This window comes from Pseudomonas sp. DCA-1, assembly GCF_046523955.1.
Lineage (GTDB): Bacteria > Pseudomonadota > Gammaproteobacteria > Pseudomonadales > Pseudomonadaceae > Aquipseudomonas > Aquipseudomonas putida_Y.
Genome location: NZ_CP169881.1, coordinates 1,775,252 through 1,794,985 on the forward strand (window position 1 = coordinate 1,775,252; position 19,734 = coordinate 1,794,985).

A 19,734-nucleotide genomic window follows, 5' to 3' on the forward strand; every position below is an offset into this window, starting at 1 on the left:
CATTTTTTCGACGGGCTTTATGACTCTGATTCTAGGTATCGACCCTGGCTCGCGCATCACCGGCTATGGCGTGGTACGCCAGACCGCCCGTGGTTGCGAGTACGTGGCGTCGGGCTGCATCCGCACCGGCAGCGGTGAGCTGCACGAGCGGCTGCAGATTGTTTTTCGTGGTGTCAGTGAAATCATTGCCCAGCACGGCCCGGTGACCATGGGCATCGAACGGGTGTTCATGGCCCGCAACGCCGATTCGGCGCTCAAGCTTGGCCAGGCACGTGGCGCGGCTATCGTCGCCGCCGCCGAGGCTGGCCTGGAGATCGCCGAGTACAGCGCCACCCAGGTCAAGCAGGCCGTGGCCGGCACGGGTGGTGCCAACAAGGAGCAGGTGATGATGATGGTCATGCATCTGCTGAAATTGACGCAAAAACCGCAGATTGACGCTTCCGATGCCCTGGCCATCGCGCTGTGCCACGCCCACACCCGCTCCAGCCTGGTGCCGCATGGCTTGAGCACAGCGCGGCGACGCGGCGGGCGCTTGCGTCTGTAAGCGCTTCATGCGCTGATACACATTTTGTTCGGGTGATACGTTCACCTGCTGCATTTGCTGATAGGGTTGAGCGGTCTTTGACCGGCTCCCCGAGAGGAAGGATCGGAACGTGATTGGACGTTTGCGCGGCACCCTGGCGGAAAAACAACCGCCTCACCTGATTATCGACGTCAACGGCGTGGGTTACGAACTGGAAGTTCCCATGACCACGCTGTACCGTCTGCCCAAAGTGGGGGAAGCCGTCACGGTGCATACCCATCTGGTCGTGCGCGAAGATGCCCACTTGCTCTACGGCTTTGCCGAAAAACGCGAGCGCGAGCTGTTTCGCGAGCTGATCCGCCTGAACGGTGTAGGGCCAAAGCTGGCCCTGGCGCTGATGTCCGGGCTGGAAGTGGATGAACTGGTGCGCTGCGTGCAGGCCCAGGACACCTCAGCCCTGGTGCGCGTGCCAGGCGTCGGCAAGAAAACCGCCGAGCGCTTGCTGGTCGAGCTCAAGGATCGATTCAAGGCCTGGGAAACCTCGCCGGCCATGTTCACCCTGGTCTCCGATGGGCCTTTACCGGTCGCCAGCGAGTCCAGTGCCGAGGCCGATGCAGTCAGTGCCCTGGTCTCGCTGGGCTACAAGCCACAGGAAGCCAGCAAGGCAATCGCCGCGATCAAGGACAAGGCCGGCCTGAGCAGTGAAGAGCTGATTCGCCGCAGCCTGAAAGGGATGATTACCAAGTGATCGAAGCCGACCGCCTGATTGCCGCCAGTGGCCGCGACCGCGAAGAAGTCCAGGACCGTGCGATTCGCCCCCTGAGCCTGGACGAGTACATCGGCCAGCCAGTGGTGCGAGAGCAGATGGCGCTGTTCATCCAGGCGGCCCGAGGCCGCGGCGAGTCGCTTGACCACACGCTGATCTTCGGCCCGCCCGGCCTGGGCAAGACCACCCTGGCCAACATCATCGCCCATGAAATGGGGGTGTCGGTGAAGAGCACTTCGGGGCCGATTCTCGAGCGCCCCGGGGACCTGGCAGCCATGCTGACCAACCTCGAGCCGCACGACGTGCTGTTCATCGATGAAATCCACCGGCTGTCACCTGTTGTCGAAGAGGTGCTGTACCCGGCCATGGAGGACTTCCAGCTCGACATCATGATCGGCGAAGGCCCGGCAGCCCGATCCATCAAGCTTGATCTGCCACCCTTCACCCTGGTGGGGGCTACTACCCGTGCCGGCATGCTGACCAACCCGCTGCGTGACCGCTTCGGTATCGTCCAGCGCCTGGAGTTCTACAACGACAAGGATCTGAGCACCATCGTCAGCCGCTCGGCCAACATCCTTGGCCTGGCCATCGAAGACCAGGGCGCCTACGAGATTGCCCGCCGTGCCCGTGGCACGCCGCGCATCGCCAACCGCCTGCTGCGCCGCGTGCGTGACTACGCCGAGGTGCGCGGCAAGGGCCAGATCACCAAGGCCGTGGCGGACATGGCGCTGAACCTGCTGGACGTCGACGAGCGTGGTTTCGACCACTCGGACCGTCGCCTGCTGCTGACCATGATCGAGAAGTTCGATGGTGGCCCGGTGGGCGTGGACAACCTGGCTGCAGCCATCAGCGAAGAGCGTCATACCATCGAAGATGTGCTTGAGCCGTACCTCATCCAGCAGGGCTACATCATGCGCACGCCGCGCGGCCGCGTGGTTACCCGGCATGCCTACCTGCACTTTGGGCTGAATATCCCCGGGCGCTTGGGGGAGGGGGGCGATTTTTCCGAGCCAGGCGATGAATGACAGATCAAAAGCGACTTTTTGTGGTCCTACCGCTGGCATGCCCTTGGCGCGCTGGCAATAAGACATTAATGAAGAAAAAACAGTTGCCACAGCGGATTGGCAAGCTGAGGAGTAAGCACTAGAGTATGCGCGCGCAAAATCAGCTCGAACCGTTCGCACATAGGTGTCGCGTCTATTACGAAGATACCGATGCGGGCGGCGTGGTGTATTACGTCAACTACCTGAAATTCATGGAGCGCGCGCGCACCGAACGCCTGCGGCACCTGGGCTTTTCCCAGTCGCAGCTGGTTGAAGACAACCTGCTGTTCGTTGTCCATTCCAGCGAAGCGCGCTATCACGCGCCGGCGCGGCTTGATGACGAATTGCGGGTGACCGCGCAAGTACTTGAACTCAATCGCGCCAGCCTGCGTTTCGTACAGCAGGTGTGGCGGGAAAAGGATGAAACGCTGCTTTGCGAAGGGCAGTTCCTGGTGGCCGCCGTGCGCGCCGACACTTTCAAACCCCGAGCCATACCGCCCCAGCTGCGCGACGCCTTTGCGGCGGACGGCTCGGGTAATCAATCGAATGCAGGAGAATAAGCGTGGAAGCTAACGTCGTCGACCATACCTCCATGTGGAGTCTGGTCAGCAATGCCAGCGTGGTGGTACAGCTGGTAATGCTGACCCTGGTGGCCGCCTCGGTCACCTCATGGATCATGATCTTCCAGCGCAGCACCATGCTGCGCGCCGGTCGTCGTGCGCTGGATGCCTTCGAAGAGCGCTTCTGGTCGGGCATCGACCTGTCCAAGCTGTACCGCCAGGCAGGCAGCAACCCAGACCCGGACTCCGGTGTGGAGCAGGTGTTCCGTGCCGGTTTCAAGGAGTTCTCGCGTCTGCGTCAACAGCCGGGCGTTGATCCCGACGCGGTCATGGAAGGCGTTGGCCGTGCCATGCGCGTTGCCATTTCGCGCGAGGAAGAAAAACTCGAGCAGAGCCTGCCGTTCCTGGCCACCGTCGGTTCGACCAGCCCGTATATCGGCCTGTTCGGCACTGTATGGGGCATCATGAACTCCTTCCGCGGCCTGGCCAGCGCCCAGCAGGCCACCCTGGCCACCGTTGCTCCGGGCATCGCCGAAGCACTGATCGCAACCGCCATCGGCCTGTTCGCGGCAATCCCGGCTGTTATTGCCTACAACCGTTTCGCCGCACGCAGTGAAGTGCTGATCGGCCGTTACTACACCTTCGCCGACGAGTTCCAGGCGATCCTGCACCGCAAAGTGCACACCAGCGAAGAGTAATCAGGTAGAAGCCCATGGCCCGAGTTCGCCACAAACGCAAGCCCGTCGCCGAGATGAACGTGGTGCCCTACATCGACGTGATGCTGGTGCTGCTGGTCATCTTCATGGTGACGGCGCCCATGCTCAACCAGGGCGTGAAGGTCGACCTGCCCAAGGTTTCCAGCGAAGCCTTGCCGCAGGACAACAACGTCCAGATCCTCACCATCTCCATCAAGGCCGATAAAACCTATTACTGGAACCTCGGCAGCGAAGTCGATACCGACAAGCAGATGGACAAAGCCATGACCTTGCCGGCCATGACCGACGCCGTCACCAAGATCATTGCTGCCGGCCGTGACCAGGGCAAGCAGACCCAGGTGTTCATTCGTGGCGACAAGGCTGTCGACTATGGCGCGGTCATGGGTGCCATGGGCGGGTTGCAGAAGGCCGGTGTCGGTAACGTTGGCCTGATTACCGAGGCGCCCTGATGCAACAGCGAGAGCCATCCGCCTCGGAAAGCTACTTCTGGCCCAGTGTCTGGGCCATCGGCCTGCATGTGCTGGTGTTCGCCCTGCTGTTCGTCAGTTTTGCCATGACGCCTGAGCTGCCGCCATCCAAGCCGATTGTTCAGGCTACCTTGTATCAGCTCAAGTCCAAGAGCCAGGCGACCACCCAGACCAATCAGAAGATTGCCGGGGAGGCGAAGAAAACCGCTTCGCGCCAGACCGAAGTTGAGCAATTGGAACAGAAGAAGGTCGAGCAAGAGGCCGTGAAGGCCGCGGAACAAAAGAAGGCCGACGCTGCTCAAAAGGCCGAAGAGGCTCGCGAGGCTGCTGAAGCGAAAAAAGCCGAGGCCGCTGAAGCCGCCAAGGCTGCCGAGGCAAAGAAAGCTGCCGAAGCCAAGAAAGCCGAAGAGGCGAAGAAAGCCGCCGAGAAGCAGCAGGCCGACATCGCCAAGAAGAAGGCCGAGGACGAAGCGAAGAAAAAAGCCGAAGAAGAGGCCAAGAAAGCGGCCGCTGAAGAGGCGAAGAAACAAGCCGCCGAGGACGCCAGGAAGAAGGCAGCCGAAGAGGCCAAGAAGAAAGCAGCCGAGGACGCGAAGAAGAAGGCAGCTGAAGAGGCCAAGAAAAAGGCCGCTGCAGACGCCCAGAAGAAAAAGGCACAGGAAGCGGCCCGCAAGGCGGCAGAAGACAAGAAAGCCCAGGCCCTGGCCGAGCTGTTGTCTGACACCACCGAGCGGCAGCAGGCGCTGGCTGACGAGCAGGGCGATCAGGTAGCTGGCGACTTCGACGACCTGATCCGTATGCGCGCGGCCGAGGGCTGGGCGCGTCCGCCTTCCGCGCGCAAGGGCATGACGGTGACCCTGCAGGTCAGCATGTTGCCGGACGGTACCATTACCAGTGTCAGCGTGGCCCGTTCCAGTGGTGACGGCCCGTACGACAGTTCGGCAGTGGCTGCGGTCAAGAACATTGGTCGTCTGACCGAGATGCAGGGTATGAAGCCGAGCGATTTCAACCGTTATCGTTCGTTCAAGATGACATTTACACCTGAGGATCTAGCGTTGTGATTAAACGTCTGAGAGGACTGCTGGTCATGCTGTGCTGCGTGGCAGGCATGGCCGTTGCAGAGGAAAAGAACATCCTGGTCACCAGCGGCAGCGATCGGGCTACCCCCATCGCGGTAGTGCCGTTCGGTCTGCAGGGCGGCAGCGTGCTGCCAGAGGACATTGCTGACATCATCGGCAACGACCTGCGCAACTCTGGCTACTACTCGCCAATCCCGCGGCAGAACATGATCAGCCAGCCGTCGCAGGCCAGCGAAGTGATCTTCCGTGACTGGAAAGCGCTGGGAGCCCAGTACGTGATGGTCGGTAGCATTGTGCCGTCGGGCGGTCGCCTGCAGGTGCAGTACGCGCTGTTCAACGTCGCCACCGAGCAGCAAGTGCTGACCGGCAGCGTAGCGGGCAGCACCGACCAGCTGCGCGACATGGCGCACTACATCGCCGACCAGTCGTTCGAGAAGCTCACCGGCATCAAAGGCGCGTTCTCGACGCGCATGTTGTACGTGACGGCCGAGCGTTTCTCCACCAACAACACCCGCTACACCCTTCAGCGTTCGGACTACGACGGTGCACGTGCGGTGACCCTGCTGCAATCGCGTGAGCCGATCCTGTCGCCGCGCTTTGCGCCGGATGGCAAACGTATCGCCTACGTTTCGTTCGAGCAGAAGCGCCCACGTATCTTCGTGCAGAACATCGATACTGGCCGCCGCGAGCAGGTCACCAACTTCGAAGGCCTGAACGGTGCGCCAGCCTGGTCGCCGGACGGTTCGCGCCTGGCGTTCGTGCTGTCCAAGGACGGCAACCCGGACATCTACGTGATGAATATGGCTTCGCGCCAGATCAGCCGTGTTACTGCAGGCCCGGGTATCAATACCGAGCCGTTCTGGGGCAAAGATGGCAATACCCTTTACTTCACTTCCGACCGTGGCGGCAAACCGCAGATCTATAAACAGTCGGTCAGTGGCGGTGGTGCCGAGCGTGTGACGTTCGTGGGTAACTACAATGCCAACCCGAAACTTTCGGCGGACGAAAAGACCTTGGTAATGATTCATCGCCAACAGGGCTTTACCAACTTCAAAGTGGCGGCCCAGGACTTGCAGCGCGGAAGTGTAAAGATTCTGTCTGAAACAAGTCTTGATGAGTCTCCCACTGTTGCGCCAAACGGCACCATGCTAATCTACGCCACCCGCCAGCAGGGCCGGGGAGTCTTGATGCTCGTGTCGCTTAATGGCCGCGTGAGGCTCCCACTTCCTACCGCTCAAGGCGAAGTCAGAGAACCGTCCTGGTCCCCTTACCTGAACTGATTGCGGCGTAATACATTTTGCTTAACACACTGGGGTTTCATTAGGAGTTTCACGATGGAAATGCTGAAGTTTGGTAAATTTGCTGCGCTGGCCCTGGCCATGGCCGTAGCTGTAGGTTGCTCCTCTAAGGGCGGTGACAACGCAGGCGAAGGCGCTGCTGTAGACCCTAACGCTGGCTACGGTGCCAACACTGGCGCTGTTGACGGCTCCCTGAGCGAAGAAGCCGCTCTGCGCGCAATCACCACCTTCTACTTCGAATACGACAGCTCGGACCTGAAACCAGAAGCCATGCGCGCTCTGGACGTTCACGCCAAGGACCTGAAAGCCAACGGCAACCGTGTTGTTCTGGAAGGTAACACCGACGAGCGCGGCACCCGCGAGTACAACATGGCTCTGGGTGAGCGTCGTGCCAAGGCCGTTCAGCGCTACCTGGTTCTGCAGGGCGTTTCCCCTGCTCAGCTGGAACTGGTTTCCTACGGCGAAGAGCGTCCAGTTGCTACCGGCAACGACGAGCAGTCCTGGGCTCAGAACCGTCGCGTAGAACTGCGTAAGTAAGTTCTTATGCGTATGTGCCGCCGTGTAGTAACCGTCCTCGCACTCAGCCTGCCGCTTGCGGCCTGGGCTGAGGTCCCTGTAGTAGATGACAACGCAGGCAGCTATCCGCCTGTGGGTTATGGCACGAGCGGCGCCTATGCCGGGTCAGGGGCTTCGGCCCCTGCCTCTGCACAGGGCCAGCTGTTCATGCAGCTGCAACAGATGCAGGATCAGCTTTCCCGCCAGCAAGGCATCATCGAAGAGCTGCAAAACGATGTGTCGCGCATGAAGCAGGAAAACCTGGAGCGTTACCAGGACCTGGACCGTCGCATCAACAGTGGCGCTGCGCCTGCCGCAACCCCTGACAATTCCTCCGGTGGTGGTGCGTCCAATGCCGCCCCCGATGCCGCAGCAGGTGCTGCTGCGCAACAACCGGCCGGCAGTAGCCAGCCCGGTGATCCGGCGAAAGAGAAGCTCTACTACGACGCTGCTTTCGACCTGATCAAACAGAAAGACTTCGACAAGGCCAGCCAGGCGTTCAACGCCTTCCTGCGCAAGTACCCCAACAGCCAGTACGCCGGTAATGCCCAATACTGGTTGGGTGAAGTGAACCTGGCCAAGGGCGACCTGCAAGGCGCCAGCCAGGCCTTTGCCCAGGTCAGCCAGAAGTACCCGAAGCACAGCAAGGTGCCTGATTCGCTGTACAAACTGGCTGATGTCGAGCGCCGTATGGGTCATACCGACAAGGTGAAGGGCATCCTGCAGCAGGTCATCACCCAGTACCCGGGCACCTCTGCTGCTCAACTGGCCCAGCGTGACCTGCAGAAGCTCTAGGCGTCGCCGCTGTACCGCTCGAAAGAAACCCGCGCCAGTCGCGGGTTTTTTCGTTAGAATCAATGCCCTTTTTTCTTAAACACGCTGCTGCGGATAACGCTATGTCGAGTCCGCAACAGTGCCTGACGGAGGCGGACAGCCTGTTTAGCTGTCACGCCCGTGGCGAGCATGCAAGACACATTACGCATCACCGAAGTCTTTTACTCTTTGCAGGGTGAGACGCGAACGGCCGGGCTGCCCACGGTTTTTGTGCGCCTCACCGGTTGCCCCCTGCGTTGCCAGTACTGCGACAGTGCCTATGCCTTTAGTGGCGGTACCGTGCGCACCCTTGATTCGATCCTTGAGCAGGTGGCCGGCTTCAAGCCGCGCTACGTCTGTGTCACCGGTGGCGAACCACTGGCGCAGCCCAACGCCTTGCCGTTGCTGCAGCGGCTGTGTGACGCCGGTTACGAGGTGTCGCTGGAGACCAGCGGTGCGCTGGATATTGCCGGCACCGACACCCGCGTCAGCCGTGTGGTCGACCTGAAAACCCCAGGTTCCGAAGAGTCGCACCGTAATCGCTACGAGAACATCGAGCAGCTGACGCGTAACGACCAGGTAAAGTTCGTCATCTGTTCCCGCGAGGACTATGACTGGGCGGTATCCAAGCTGATTCAGTACAACCTGGCTGAGCGTGCCGGTGAGGTGTTGTTCTCTCCCAGCCATCATCAGGTGAACGCCAGTGACCTGGCTGACTGGATCGTTGCCGACAACTTGCCCGTACGCTTCCAGCTGCAGTTGCACAAGCTGCTGTGGAACGACGAGCCCGGACGTTGATTGAGGAGCACGTATACATGACCGAAAAACGCGCAGTAATCCTGTTGTCCGGTGGCCTGGACTCAGCCACCGTGGTTGCCATGGCCAAAGCCGAAGGCTACAGCTGCTACACCATGAGCTTCGACTACGGGCAGCGTCATCGTGCCGAGCTGAACGCCGCTGCCCGCGTGGCCCGCGACCTGGGTGTGGTCGAGCACAAGGTCATTGGGCTGAACCTCGACGGCATCGGCGGTTCGGCATTGACCGACAGCAGCATCGACGTGCCGGAAGCCCCGGGTGAAGGCATTCCGGTCACTTACGTGCCGGCGCGCAATACTGTGTTCCTTTCGCTGGCCTTGGGTTGGGCAGAAGTACTGGAAGCGCGCGACATCTTCATTGGCGTCAATGCCGTGGATTACTCTGGCTACCCGGATTGCCGACCCGAGTTCGTCGAGGCCTTCGAGCGTATGGCCAACCTGGCGACCAAGGCTGGTGTAGAAGGGCAGGGCTTCCGCATCCAGGCGCCGCTGCAGAACATGAGCAAGGCTCAGATCGTGCAGGCTGGTATGGCTCGTGGTGTGGACTACAGCTTGACCGTTTCCTGCTACCAGGCCGACGATGACGGCCGTGCCTGTGGCAAATGCGACAGCTGCCGCCTGCGCGCCGATGGCTTCAAGGCAGCCGGTATCGAAGACCCGACGCGGTATTTTTGAACAAAGTTTGATGGGGTATTGATTTCTCGTTAGAAATCAGTATTATACGCGCCATCCAACGGGTCGTTAGCTCAGTTGGTAGAGCAGTTGGCTTTTAACCAATTGGTCGTAGGTTCGAATCCTACACGACCCACCATATGCAAAGCGGTTCGTGAGTACTAGAGAGGGAGGCTTGCCTCAGCCAGTTTCTAGTCTTGCAGCCGTCTGAGGCGAACCTTAGGCTCGCTTCGTCGTGATGTAAATATGGAATAGCCCGCCTGTCATGGTGGGCTTTTTCGTGTCTGCCCTAGAAAAGTCAATGAGTTAGCGGGTTAGCGGGCTATCACGGCTATAGGTAACCGCGCGTCCGCATGGTCATAAATCGCACGCAGCCGAAACCATGGCGCCAGTTTCCTAGCACGATGACTTGGGATAGCTCTGCCTTGTTCGTCGAACTACGGGCGGATGGCTCGGCGCTCGCAGTGCTGGTTCAAGGGGAGGTGCGAGCGCTGTTGGGCGTGACTGTTTGACTTGCAGACGTTCGGGGTGCCGGCGTCGTCTTTACGCCTGATGTCATCGATCTGAATAGCAGGGTGGGTGTGAAAAGCTCCTCTGGGGCAACAGGTCGCTGGAACAGCTTGCAGCGCCCCTTACTGCTCGACGCAGCGTTCTTGAGCAAGGAGCTCCACGAAGCGCGCGGCAATAAGGAATTTTGTACCTTTCTAACCAGGACTGAAGATGATTGGAGTTGGCCAGCTGGGACGAGGCCATCTATCTGGCCATCGTCCCGATAATGCCAGTCAATTATTTTTCAACGATCTGCATAATGGGAAATGGTAAGCGCAATGAGCAGCACGATTTGGATGGCTAACATGCTCACCAATAATCGTTTCATGTTGGGCGGGAAACGTTTAACTTCATTTAAGTCAATTAAGCCTCTGCGCAAAAAGATTGTCGGTATGGCAAGTGCCATAGAGATCAATCCCGTACGCATGACTTTACCAAGCAAGCCTGCATGTTGGAATGTTTTTTTATTGCCGGTCACGAACTTACAATTTGTGAGAAACGACTCAAAGTCTTCAGTGTATCTATGCGCAATATAGCACTGCACGATCATCGCCAGATTCATGGGCGCAAGGATAAACAACGCAATTAATCCAGGGTCAACTTGATTCACTCCGATACCTCACGATATAAAAAATCACCCACCTTCTCGCCTCTCTCGCTCCCGAAGTCACCGGCGATTTTACCGCCTACTGTACCGCCTACCACAGCACAAATCAGCGCTCTTGGGTCGCCTGTACTAAACCCCAGAACGACTACACAAGCACCACCCCCCCTACCATACCCCCGAAGCTGCCGCCTCCCAGGCCACCTATCATAAAAACTCAGTCAGTGCAGTATATCTACAAGGGGCTTTGCCTACTTATAACTGGGACTGAAGGTGATTGGAGTTGGCCAGCTGGGGCTGGGCTATCTATCTGGCCATCGTAACGATTAAGCTAATGTCACTCAGCTAAGCTTCAACTATATACATAATGGAAAATGGTTAGTGCGATTAGCAGCATGATTTGGATTGTTAACAGGCTCACCAATAACCGCTTCGTGTTGGGCGGGAAACGTTTAACTTCATTTAAGTCAATTAAGTTTCTACGCAAAAAAATTGTCGGCATCGCCAGCACCAGAGAGATCGATCCCGTGCGCATGACTTTGCCCAGTAAGCCTGCATGCTGGAATATTTTCTTATTTCCGGTCACGTACGTACAATTCGGAAGAAACGATTCAAAGTGCTCAGTATATTTGTGTGCGATGTAACAAAGCCCGATCATAGACAGAGTTATGGGGGCAAGTATCAACAGCGCAATCCATCCAGGGTCAACTGCATTCACTCTGAAACCTCACTATATAATAAATCACCCATCATCTCGCCTCCCCAGCTTCCGATGTCTCCGAATATTTTACCGCCTACTGCACCGCCTACCACAGCACAAACCAGCGCTCCAGGGCCGCCTGTACTAAATCCCAGAACGACTACACAAGCACCACCCCCTGCCATACCTCCCGCATACCCTCCGAGGCTGCCGCCTCCCAGGCCACCTATCAACGCCGAGCTTTCAACATATTTGGCGCGGCGGCACTGCTCCTCCCGGCCCATTGTGCAGGCTTTATGAATCGACAAGCCTGTGGCGGCCACATCCAGCGCAGTACCGATATACGTGCCTTTCTTGACCAGATTCGACGCTTTGGCAACACCAGATACCTTGTCGGCATAGCCGGCGATCTCGCCTGTATGGAGGTAGCTGCGGGTCGAGATGCCCAATGCCTGCTTGACCTTCCCTTGGTTACGTGCCTCGCTCTTCGTCTTACCTCGCGCGCAAGTCATCGGGGCTCGGCTGAGGAACGTTTTGAGCCTGGGGTTGATTGGTCGGACGCTGACCGCCGCCGCCAGACAGAGATACTTGCTCGATGCGATGTGGACGTTTCGTTTGCGCTACGGGTTTCGGAAAAAGGGCGCAGAGCGCCCGCACATCACTCGGCCCATTCCGGGTCGCCAGTGAACACCACCGTCAGCCAACGGTCCGGCCCTTCACCGCCCACCGCGTCACCAATTTCGTTACGCCACGCATCCCATTCATCAATGGTCTTGGCCGTCATGGTCTTGGGCACGATGAAATACAGCTCAATTTCCCTCGAGCGCCCGACCTTGGCGACATAGGCGCGGTAAGACTGCAGGCCGTGGCGGGCGACGAAGGCCTTGGCCACTTCATCCACGTGCAGTTTGAGGTCGCCGGGGGTGACCAGGAAGATTTCAGACAGCGCCTGACGCACCACCGACATCGGCAACGGCACGATCACCAGGCACACCAGCGCCAGCACCGCCGGGTCGATGTACGGTGATACCCATTCCAGCGAAGTGCCCTGTACTGCATAGCCAAAGCAGAAGGCGATCAGCAGCGCGGCAGTGATGCTGGCTGACATCACCCAGCCCTTGACGTCCATGCGCACGAAGTCTGACTTCAGTTTGCGGTTGGCGCGTGCCTCGACGACGGCGATGCTCACGCAGGTGATCACCGTCAGCATTGCGTAGACCATGGCAATGCCGAACTCCAGGTGGCGCCCGCCTTGCAGCAGGCTGCTGACGGCGTTGATCAGTGCGTAGATGGCCACGCCGCTGAGCAGGATGCCGTTGAGTGCCAGTACCATGGGCTCCAGGTGCCAGAAACCCATGGTGAAGCGTTCGCGCAACTTGCGCGACATCTGCACGCTGGTGGTGTGCGAAGTGATCAGCTTGACCACCACAAGCGACAGCCCGCTCATGCTGGCATCCACCAGCGAGTAGACGCCGTCGAAGATGATGGAGAACGAGCCGGAGGCCAGGCCGAAGGCGATGCCGATGGTGGCAATGAACAGGGTGGCGGCGATCGAGGTGCGTAAAAGCCCTTGTTCGCTGGTGATGTCGAAGAAGGTGGATCGGGTTGCGGTTTGCATGAGTAGTGCTCAGTAAAAACGACGATGCTGTTGTGTCTGCAAGGGCCTCTTCGCGGGCAAGCCCGCTCCCACAGGATCTGCACCAGCCTCGAAAGCCACTACGCCCCTGTGAGAGCGGGCTTGCCCGCGAAGAGGCCCTTGCAGGTCAGACGCGAAACTGCTCCATCAGCGCCTGCTGCTGGTTGGCCAGCCGGTTCAATGCCTGGCTGATACGTGCTGATTCGTCGGCCTGGCCAGCCAGTGACTCTGTCACATCGCGGATGCCGGCCACGTTGCGGTTCACTTCCTCAGCCACCGCGCTCTGCTCTTCCGCTGCCGAGGCAATTTGCAGGTTCATGTCACTGATGACCGCCACCGCCTCGCCAATGCGTTGCAGTGCTGGCAATGCCTGTTCCATGCGTGCGGCGCTGTCCTGGGCCTGGCGTTGGCCTGCATGCATGGCCCCGACAACGTCTTGGGTGCCTTGCTGAAGGCCTTCGATAACTTGGCGAATTTCCTCCACCGAAACCTGCGTGCGCTGGGCCAGGCCGCGCACCTCATCGGCAACCACGGCGAAGCCACGCCCGGCTTCGCCTGCGCGGGCCGCTTCGATGGCGGCATTCAGTGCCAGCAGGTTGGTTTGCTCGGCAATGGTGCGGATCACTTCAAGCACCGAGCCGATTTGTCCGCTGCGGTCTTCCAGTGCGCGCGCCTCGTCCATGGCAGTGTTCATGCCTGCGGCCAGGCGGTCGATGCCCTGGCGCGTGCTGTCGACCAATTGCAAGCCTTCCTGGCTGGCTTGATCCGCAGCACGTGCGGCCTGGGCCGCCTGCGAGGCGTTGTGGGCGACATCCAGGGCCGTGGCGCTCATTTCGTTGGCCGCTGTGGCCACCTGTTCGATTTCGCGATGCTGTTGCTGCATACCGTTGCTGGTCTGGCTGGCGATGGCCGCCGATTGGTCGGCGGTGTCGCGTGCCTCCTGCAGCGACCCTTTGACCTGGGCGATAATCGGTTGCAACTTGTCGAGGAAGCGGTTGAACCAGTTGGTGAGCTGGCCCAGTTCATCCTGGCGGGCGTAGTCCAGGCGGCGAGTAAGGTCGCCTTCGCCACTGGCAATGTCTTCCAGGCGTGCAGCCACGGCCAGGATTGGCCGGCTAACACCGCGAGCGGTCAGCCACACCAGCAGCAAACCCGCGATTGCCGTGCCAATGCCTATCAGCAGGCTGGTGAGGTTGGCGTTCTGGTTATGGGCATCAAGGCGCTGGTTGAGGGCGACGGCAGGCGCCTGCAGCACGCTTTCTGGCAGCTCCAGCAGAACCTGCCACGGGGCTGTGTCAGGGATTGGCGTGAAGGGGTGGGCCACCCGCAGCAGGCCGTCGGGTACTGCCTTGTCCATGGGCTTGCCGAGCGCGCTGTCGTCGCGACTGTTGCCCGCCAGCAGACCGGCGGCGGTAGCGATGCTCACCTGGCCCTGGCCGTCGAACAGATCGCGGCGGCCGTCCACGCTCAGTTGCTGCAGATTGGCCAGGCCGATGTCCAGGCCGACCACGCCGACTACCTTGCCGTGTTCCAGCAATGGCAGAGCGATGCTGGTCATCAGCACCTGACGGCCGTTGACCTCGTCGAGGTACGGTTCGAGCATGCAGGTTCTGGCGGTGTCCTGCGGACAGGTCAGCCAGCGGTTTTTCGCCGCGCCGTTGCTGCCAATGCTGTTGTCACCGAGCATCGTTTCCGGCATGGCTTCAAGTTCCAGGGTGCCGGGACTGGGTTGTGACCAGTACAGCGAGAAACGCCCGCTCTCATTGCTGCCCATGGCGTCCTGGCCGAGGTACTGGCTGTCCTGTTGGTCCAGGGCGTTGGGCTGGAACACCAGGTACAGGCCGATCACGTCCGGGTTGCCGGCGAGGCTGGCACGCGCCTGGCGGGTCAGTTCGGCGCGCAGGTCGCCACCACCCCGGGCCTTCAGCACTTGCACCAGGCGGGCAAAGCCATTGCCGTACTGGTAGGCATCCATGAAGTAGCGCTGGATACGCAAGGCCTGGGTTTCGGCTTGGGCCTGCAGGCGCTGGCGGGCGCTGTTTTCAAGCATGGCGGTGTTGGCCTGGTTGACCAGGGCAGCGCTGCGGTGCGCCTGGGTCAGCGAGGTGGCTACCAGCAAGGCGACAATGGCCAGCAGGCACAGCCCGGCGAGCAGGGTGATCTTCCATTGGATGGAGAGGCGACGCAGCGGCATGAGGCTTTCCTTATCGATCAAGTACAACGCCCGCGGTCAGGCGCGGGCGTTGTGGGCAGCAGGGGTCATTCGGCGACATAGTTGGGCGGTGCCGAGCGGAAGGCTTTGGTCAGCCAGCCCAGGTAGATCAGCCCGAGCGCAGCCCAGATGCCGCCGAACATCAGCGAATGTGCGTTCAGGTCCAGCCATAGCGAGACGATGATGCAGAAGCCGATGGTAGGCAGTACCAGGTACTTCAACTGGTTGCTCAGGCCTTTGCGATTGCCTTCACGCAGGTAGCAGTGGTTGATCACCGACAGGTTGACGAAGCTGAACGCAACCAGGGCGCCGAAGTTGATGATCGAGGTGGCAGTCACCAGGTCGAAGAAGATCGCCGACAGCGAAATGACGCCGACCACGGCAATGTTCAGCACGGGTGTCTTGTAACGCGAATGCAGGCGGGCGAAGACGCTGGCCGGGATCACGTTGTCGCGGCCCATTACATACAGCAGGCGCGACACGCTGGTTTGCGAGGCCAGGCCCGAGGCGATGGTGTTGATCACGGTGCAGGCGATGAAGATCGACTGGAATAGCTTGCCGCCAACGTACAGGGCGATTTCCGGCAGGGCCGCTTCCTGGTCGTGGAAACGGGCCATGGTCGGGAAGTAGGCCTGGATGAAATACGACACAGTGATGAACACCACGCCACCGATCAATGCGGTGAGGAAGATCGCCCGGGGGATGGTCTTGGCCGGATCGCGAGTTTCCTCGGACAGGCAGGTGACCGCGTCAAAGCCCAGGAACGAGAAGCACAGGATGGTCGCACCGGCGGCCAGGGCGCTGAACTGGGTCTGGCTGTCGGCGAACGGTATCAGGCTCCAGGTGGTACCCAGCCCTTCACCATGGTCCAGGCCACGCACGCACAGGTAAATGAATACGGCGATGATCGCCACCTGCACACCCACGAACAGCAGGTTGAAGTGCGCCACCAGGTTCACGCTGCGCATGTTGATCAGGCTGATCAGGGTGACGAAGCCGGCCACCCACATCCACTCCGGCACTTCCGGGAACATGGCTGAGAGGTAAAGCTTGGCCAGCAGTGCGTTGACCATTGGCAGCAGCAGGTAGTCCAGTAGTGAAGACCAGCCCACCAGGAAGCCCACGTGCGGGTTGATTGCGCGTTGGGTGTAGGTGTAGGCCGAGCCCGACTGCGGAAAGCGCTTTACCAGGGTGCCGTAGCTCACGGCGGTGAACAGGATGCCGGCCAGCGCCAGAATGTAGGCGCTGGGTACGTGGCCGGCGGTAATCCCGCTGACGATGCCGAAGGTGTCGAACACGGTCATCGGGGTCAGGTAGGCCAGGCCGATGATGATCACGTGCCAGAGGCGCAGGGTTTTGCGGAGTTGGCCGTGGCCGGAAGCGCTCTGGTCAGGCTGCATGCTGGCATGGCTCCTGCTGCTGGGCGTAAACGACGGGCACGGTGTATTGCGCATGCGGCAAGGGCGAGCGGGTGGGCTCCATGTTGTTCACCTTTTATGTTGGAGCGGCGGGAGGCGCGGGGGAGCGCGCAAAGTGGTGAAAATAAAAAACGATGGATAGGTGAGTGTCAAGTTAAACATGACAAGATGTTGCTGAATTGAAATATTTATCGATTAAATCCGGGTTTTGTTCGGTTTTTGCGCGTTTATTTGCGATTGTGATCAATTGGCGTGTTCGTAAAAATTAACGAATCCTGTGCTTGCCTTGTCTCGGTGTCAGACGTGTCCGAAAAATGGCATTTCTCGACCTGAGCCAGCACTCGGCCTAATCGGGGGTGGTACTCTTCGTTTTCTGCGTGGCCACTGGCCGCCTTCGAAGCTCTTACGGACAGCAATCGGTTCTATTCATGAAGAAAACAGTTGGCATCCTTTCCGGCCTGGCTATCGCCATTGCCGTCGCAACTACCGCAGGCGCCTGGTACACCGGCAAGCAGCTGCCGGCAGAGCTGGACAACGCGCTTGCCCGCAGTAACGCCGAACTCAGAAAGGCCCTGGTCAGCACCGGCGGTAGCATGAGCATCGAGCGCGTGTCGCTGGAGCAGCACCTCTTCAGCAGTACTGCCCAGTACCGGCTCAAGGCTCGCGACATCAACGTGGGTGAGGGTGAGGTGATCAATTTTGACGTAGGCGTGACCGACCAGATCGAGCACGGCCCGTTTCCCTGGTCCAGGGTCAGGGCGCTGAAGCTGATGCCGGTAATGGCGGTCAGCAACAGCACGCTGCAGAAGGATGAGGCCGTCGCGCCATGGTTCGCTGCTGCGGGTGGCAAGGCCCCGATCAGTGCGCAGACCAGCCTGGGTTACAGCGGCAGTGTGGTCAGCCAGGTTCAGCTGGCGCCGCTAAGGCTTGATGAAGCGGACGGCAACAGCCTGGATTTCTCGGGCATGCAGTTCGAAGCCAGCGGGGACAAGGAAGGCAAGGCCTCGACGTTCCACGGCCAGGCCGACAGTCTCGTGATTAAACGGGTGCAAGACGACCAGCCGCCGGCCACGTTCGAGCTCAAAGGGCTGAAGTTTGGCGGTAACCTCGCAGCCACCGCGCACGATGCCATCTATGTGGGTAACGTCGATCTGGCGTTGGCCGAAACCAAGGTCACACTTGGGCCGAAACAGCAGGTGCTGCTGATCAAGGGGCTGGAGCAGAAGGCCTTGCAAACCCTCGAGGGCACGGACACCGTAGGTGGCCGCGCGGAGTACAAGGTCGGCGACATCAGCTGGGATGGCCGCGCGGTAGGCAAGGCACAGATGGCGGTGAGCGTGACCTCGGTCAACGCCCCGGCGCTGCAGGCCTTGTCGAAGTGGTACCAGTCGCACTTGCCTGAGTTCGAGGCCGCCAGTGCGGCTGGCCAGCCGGTGCCGCAGATCCAGATGGACGATGCCGAAAAGGCCCGCTTCCAGGGTGACTTGCAGAAATTGCTGGCCGCCAAGCCCAAGCTGGCGGTGGAAAACCTGTCGTTCAAGACCGCCAATGGCGAGAGCCGCTTCAACCTGTCGATGGACCTCGCCGCGCCGGCCAGCTTCGACCTGCCGCCGGACCAGCTGAGCAAGCAGATCATCACTGAGGTGAAAGGCAAGCTGTCGCTGTCCAAGCCGATGATCGGTGACCTGGCGACCTTGCAGGCCTTGCTGGATGGCCAGACCGATGCCCAAGCCATTGCCATGCAGTCGAGCCAGGCGGGGGAGATGGTCGGCATGATGGCGCTGCAGAGCGGCATGGCCACCGTGCAGGGCGATGATGTGGTCAGCAGCCTGCACTATGCCGAGGGCATGGTCGATTTCAATGGCCGAAAAATGACCGTGGAAGAATTTGCCATGTTCATGGCGGCGCATCTGGCAGCCCTGTCGCCGCAGGGGTGATGGTTTCTCCTGTTGCGGCCCCTTCGCGGGTGAACCCGCTCCTACAAGGATTTCACAGTGTAGGAGCGGGTTTACCCGCGAAGAGGCCAGTACAGGCAACACAAAAACCCCTTTAGTAATCGCTGGATTGTCTGTAGCCTTCGGCCTCCGATAATAATCCGCGCCCGCAGAGGGCCGTGGCGGTCAGTGTGCCGTCCGGCACCCTTAGCCGATCTGCCAGGGCCGGGTGATACACTCGATTTGACGCGCAAGCGCGCCTGCAGGTCCAGCGATCATGACCCAGATTTCCGAACGCCTTTTGGTTCAGGCCCACCTCGACGCCAAGCAGCCCAACCCGCTGACAGCCGAGCAGGAGGCCGAATACCGTGCGGCCATCGCTGCCGAGCTCAAGGCCCAGAATGCCGTGCTGGTTGCCCACTATTACTGCGACCCGGTCATCCAGGCGCTGGCTGAAGAAACCGGCGGCTGTGTATCCGACTCTTTGGAAATGGCCCGTTTCGGCAAGAATCACCCTGCCGAAACGGTCATCGTGGCCGGTGTGCGCTTCATGGGCGAGACGGCAAAAATCCTCACCCCGGAAAAGCGCGTGCTAATGCCGACCCTGGAGGCCACCTGCTCGCTCGACCTGGGCTGCCCGGTAGAAGAGTTCTCGGCTTTCTGCGACCAGCACCCTGAACGCACCGTGGTGGTCTACGCCAACACGTCCGCAGCGGTGAAGGCACGCGCCGACTGGGTAGTGACTTCGAGCTGTGCGCTGGAAATTGTCGAAAGCCTGATGGACAACGGCGAAACCATCATCTGGGGCCCGGACCAGCACCTTGGCCGTTACATCCAGAAGCAGACTGGTGCCGACATGCTGCTGTGGGACGGTGCCTGCATCGTTCACGAAGAGTTCAAGTCGCGCCAGTTGGCCGACATGAAGGCGCTGTACCCGGATGCTGCGATTCTGGTGCACCCCGAGTCGCCGGAAGCGGTGATCGAGCTGGCCGACGCGGTGGGCTCCACCAGCCAGCTGATCAAGGCTGCCCAGACCCTGCCGAACAAAACCTTCATCGTCGCCACCGACCGTGGCATCTTCTACAAGATGCAGCAGCTGTGCCCGGACAAGGAATTCGTCGAAGCCCCCACCGCCGGCAACGGCGCGGCCTGCCGCAGCTGCGCGCATTGCCCGTGGATGGCGATGAACACTCTGGAGCGGGTGCTGGATTGCCTGCGTAACGGCACCAACGAAATTTTTGTCGACCCGGCGCTGGTGCCCAAGGCCATCAAGCCGCTTAACCGCATGCTGGACTTTACCCAGGCGGCGCGGCTGAAGCTGTCTGGTAATGCCTGACGCCAGACCGCGTCATACTCTTCGCGGGCTCGCCCGCT

Annotated in this window: 17 protein-coding genes, 1 tRNA gene and 3 pseudogenes; 15 read left to right on the forward strand and 6 right to left on the reverse strand. The window is 60.1% G+C overall.

Features of this window, described 5'->3' with window-relative positions; genetic code table 11:
* The first annotated feature begins 19 nt into the window (after window positions 1–19).
* From ruvC to ACE4QZ_RS08540, 13 genes are all read left to right on the forward strand, one after another.
* Window positions 20–544, forward strand: a complete 525-nt coding sequence (ruvC, locus tag ACE4QZ_RS08480) for a crossover junction endodeoxyribonuclease RuvC (protein WP_003254769.1) — start codon at window positions 20–22, stop codon at window positions 542–544.
* 109 nt (window positions 545–653) lie between these two features.
* The gene (gene ruvA / locus ACE4QZ_RS08485; RefSeq protein WP_012273768.1) at window positions 654–1,271 is read left to right on the forward strand and encodes a Holliday junction branch migration protein RuvA; all 618 of its coding nucleotides are present in this window, start codon (window positions 654–656) and stop codon (window positions 1,269–1,271) included.
* A complete protein-coding gene (gene ruvB, locus ACE4QZ_RS08490; protein WP_003254766.1) occupies window positions 1,268–2,314 on the forward strand; it encodes a Holliday junction branch migration DNA helicase RuvB in 1,047 nt (348 codons plus the stop codon). Before ruvA ends, ruvB begins: the two co-directional genes overlap by 4 nt.
* 125 nt (window positions 2,315–2,439) lie before the next feature.
* Window positions 2,440–2,892: a tol-pal system-associated acyl-CoA thioesterase gene (gene ybgC / locus ACE4QZ_RS08495; RefSeq protein ID WP_103462110.1), complete on the forward strand. Its 453-nt coding sequence runs from the start codon at window positions 2,440–2,442 to the stop codon at window positions 2,890–2,892.
* 2 nt (window positions 2,893–2,894) lie between these two features.
* Complete coding sequence (gene tolQ / locus ACE4QZ_RS08500) at window positions 2,895–3,590, forward strand: protein TolQ (RefSeq protein WP_010952367.1); 696 nt, start codon at window positions 2,895–2,897, stop codon at window positions 3,588–3,590.
* Window positions 3,591–3,604: 14 nt separating this feature from the next.
* The gene (gene tolR, locus ACE4QZ_RS08505) at window positions 3,605–4,057 is read left to right on the forward strand and encodes a protein TolR (RefSeq protein ID WP_003254760.1); all 453 of its coding nucleotides are present in this window, start codon (window positions 3,605–3,607) and stop codon (window positions 4,055–4,057) included.
* Entirely contained in the window at window positions 4,057–5,136 is a 1,080-nt protein-coding gene (gene tolA / locus ACE4QZ_RS08510) for a cell envelope integrity protein TolA (RefSeq protein ID WP_103462111.1), read from the forward strand. Before tolR ends, tolA begins: the two co-directional genes overlap by 1 nt.
* Before the next feature lie 26 nt (window positions 5,137–5,162).
* The gene (gene tolB, locus ACE4QZ_RS08515) at window positions 5,163–6,434 is read left to right on the forward strand and encodes a Tol-Pal system beta propeller repeat protein TolB (protein WP_021783335.1); all 1,272 of its coding nucleotides are present in this window, start codon (window positions 5,163–5,165) and stop codon (window positions 6,432–6,434) included.
* A gap of 54 nt (window positions 6,435–6,488) precedes the next feature.
* On the forward strand, window positions 6,489–6,989 hold the full coding sequence (gene pal, locus ACE4QZ_RS08520; RefSeq protein WP_003254755.1) for a peptidoglycan-associated lipoprotein Pal: 501 nt from the start codon (window positions 6,489–6,491) through the stop codon (window positions 6,987–6,989).
* Window positions 6,990–6,995: 6 nt separating this feature from the next.
* A complete protein-coding gene (ybgF, locus tag ACE4QZ_RS08525) occupies window positions 6,996–7,802 on the forward strand; it encodes a tol-pal system protein YbgF (protein WP_028698156.1) in 807 nt (268 codons plus the stop codon).
* Between the two features lie 168 nt (window positions 7,803–7,970).
* Complete coding sequence (queE, locus tag ACE4QZ_RS08530) at window positions 7,971–8,618, forward strand: 7-carboxy-7-deazaguanine synthase QueE (protein WP_003254753.1); 648 nt, start codon at window positions 7,971–7,973, stop codon at window positions 8,616–8,618.
* A gap of 17 nt (window positions 8,619–8,635) precedes the next feature.
* Window positions 8,636–9,310: a 7-cyano-7-deazaguanine synthase QueC gene (gene queC, locus ACE4QZ_RS08535; protein ID WP_010952369.1), complete on the forward strand. Its 675-nt coding sequence runs from the start codon at window positions 8,636–8,638 to the stop codon at window positions 9,308–9,310.
* Window positions 9,311–9,370: 60 nt separating this feature from the next.
* A tRNA-Lys gene (locus ACE4QZ_RS08540) sits at window positions 9,371–9,446 on the forward strand.
* A 654-nt stretch (window positions 9,447–10,100) separates the two neighbouring features.
* On the opposite strand, the gene ACE4QZ_RS08545 is transcribed toward ACE4QZ_RS08540, so the two are convergent.
* The 6 genes and pseudogenes from ACE4QZ_RS08545 to ACE4QZ_RS08570 all read right to left on the reverse strand — a co-directional run bounded on the left by ACE4QZ_RS08545 (window position 10,101) and on the right by ACE4QZ_RS08570 (window position 16,408).
* Window positions 10,101–10,466, reverse strand: coding sequence for a hypothetical protein (locus tag ACE4QZ_RS08545; RefSeq protein WP_103462112.1), 366 nt, complete (start codon window positions 10,464–10,466; stop codon window positions 10,101–10,103).
* Window positions 10,467–11,174: 708 nt separating this feature from the next.
* Window positions 11,175–11,645, reverse strand: a pseudogene (locus ACE4QZ_RS08550) (hypothetical protein); the annotation flags it as partial.
* Window positions 11,646–11,818: 173 nt separating this feature from the next.
* A complete protein-coding gene (locus ACE4QZ_RS08555) occupies window positions 11,819–12,778 on the reverse strand; it encodes a cation diffusion facilitator family transporter (protein WP_103462114.1) in 960 nt (319 codons plus the stop codon).
* A 145-nt stretch (window positions 12,779–12,923) separates the two neighbouring features.
* A pseudogene (gene mcpU, locus ACE4QZ_RS08560) lies at window positions 12,924–13,466 on the reverse strand (methyl-accepting chemotaxis protein McpU); the annotation flags it as partial.
* 363 nt (window positions 13,467–13,829) lie between these two features.
* Window positions 13,830–14,990, reverse strand: a pseudogene (gene mcpU, locus ACE4QZ_RS08565) (methyl-accepting chemotaxis protein McpU); the annotation flags it as partial.
* A 65-nt stretch (window positions 14,991–15,055) separates the two neighbouring features.
* The gene (locus tag ACE4QZ_RS08570) at window positions 15,056–16,408 is read right to left on the reverse strand and encodes an APC family permease (RefSeq protein WP_101196312.1); all 1,353 of its coding nucleotides are present in this window, start codon (window positions 16,406–16,408) and stop codon (window positions 15,056–15,058) included.
* A gap of 446 nt (window positions 16,409–16,854) precedes the next feature.
* Here ACE4QZ_RS08570 and ACE4QZ_RS08575 point away from each other — a divergent pair, with 446 nt between their 5' ends.
* The gene (locus tag ACE4QZ_RS08575) at window positions 16,855–18,363 is read left to right on the forward strand and encodes a YdgA family protein (RefSeq protein ID WP_021783343.1); all 1,509 of its coding nucleotides are present in this window, start codon (window positions 16,855–16,857) and stop codon (window positions 18,361–18,363) included.
* Window positions 18,364–18,637: 274 nt separating this feature from the next.
* Window positions 18,638–19,696 (forward strand): quinolinate synthase NadA, encoded by a 1,059-nt coding sequence (gene nadA / locus ACE4QZ_RS08580; protein ID WP_003254747.1) that lies wholly within the window; start codon window positions 18,638–18,640, stop codon window positions 19,694–19,696.
* Window positions 19,697–19,734 lie beyond the last annotated feature (38 nt).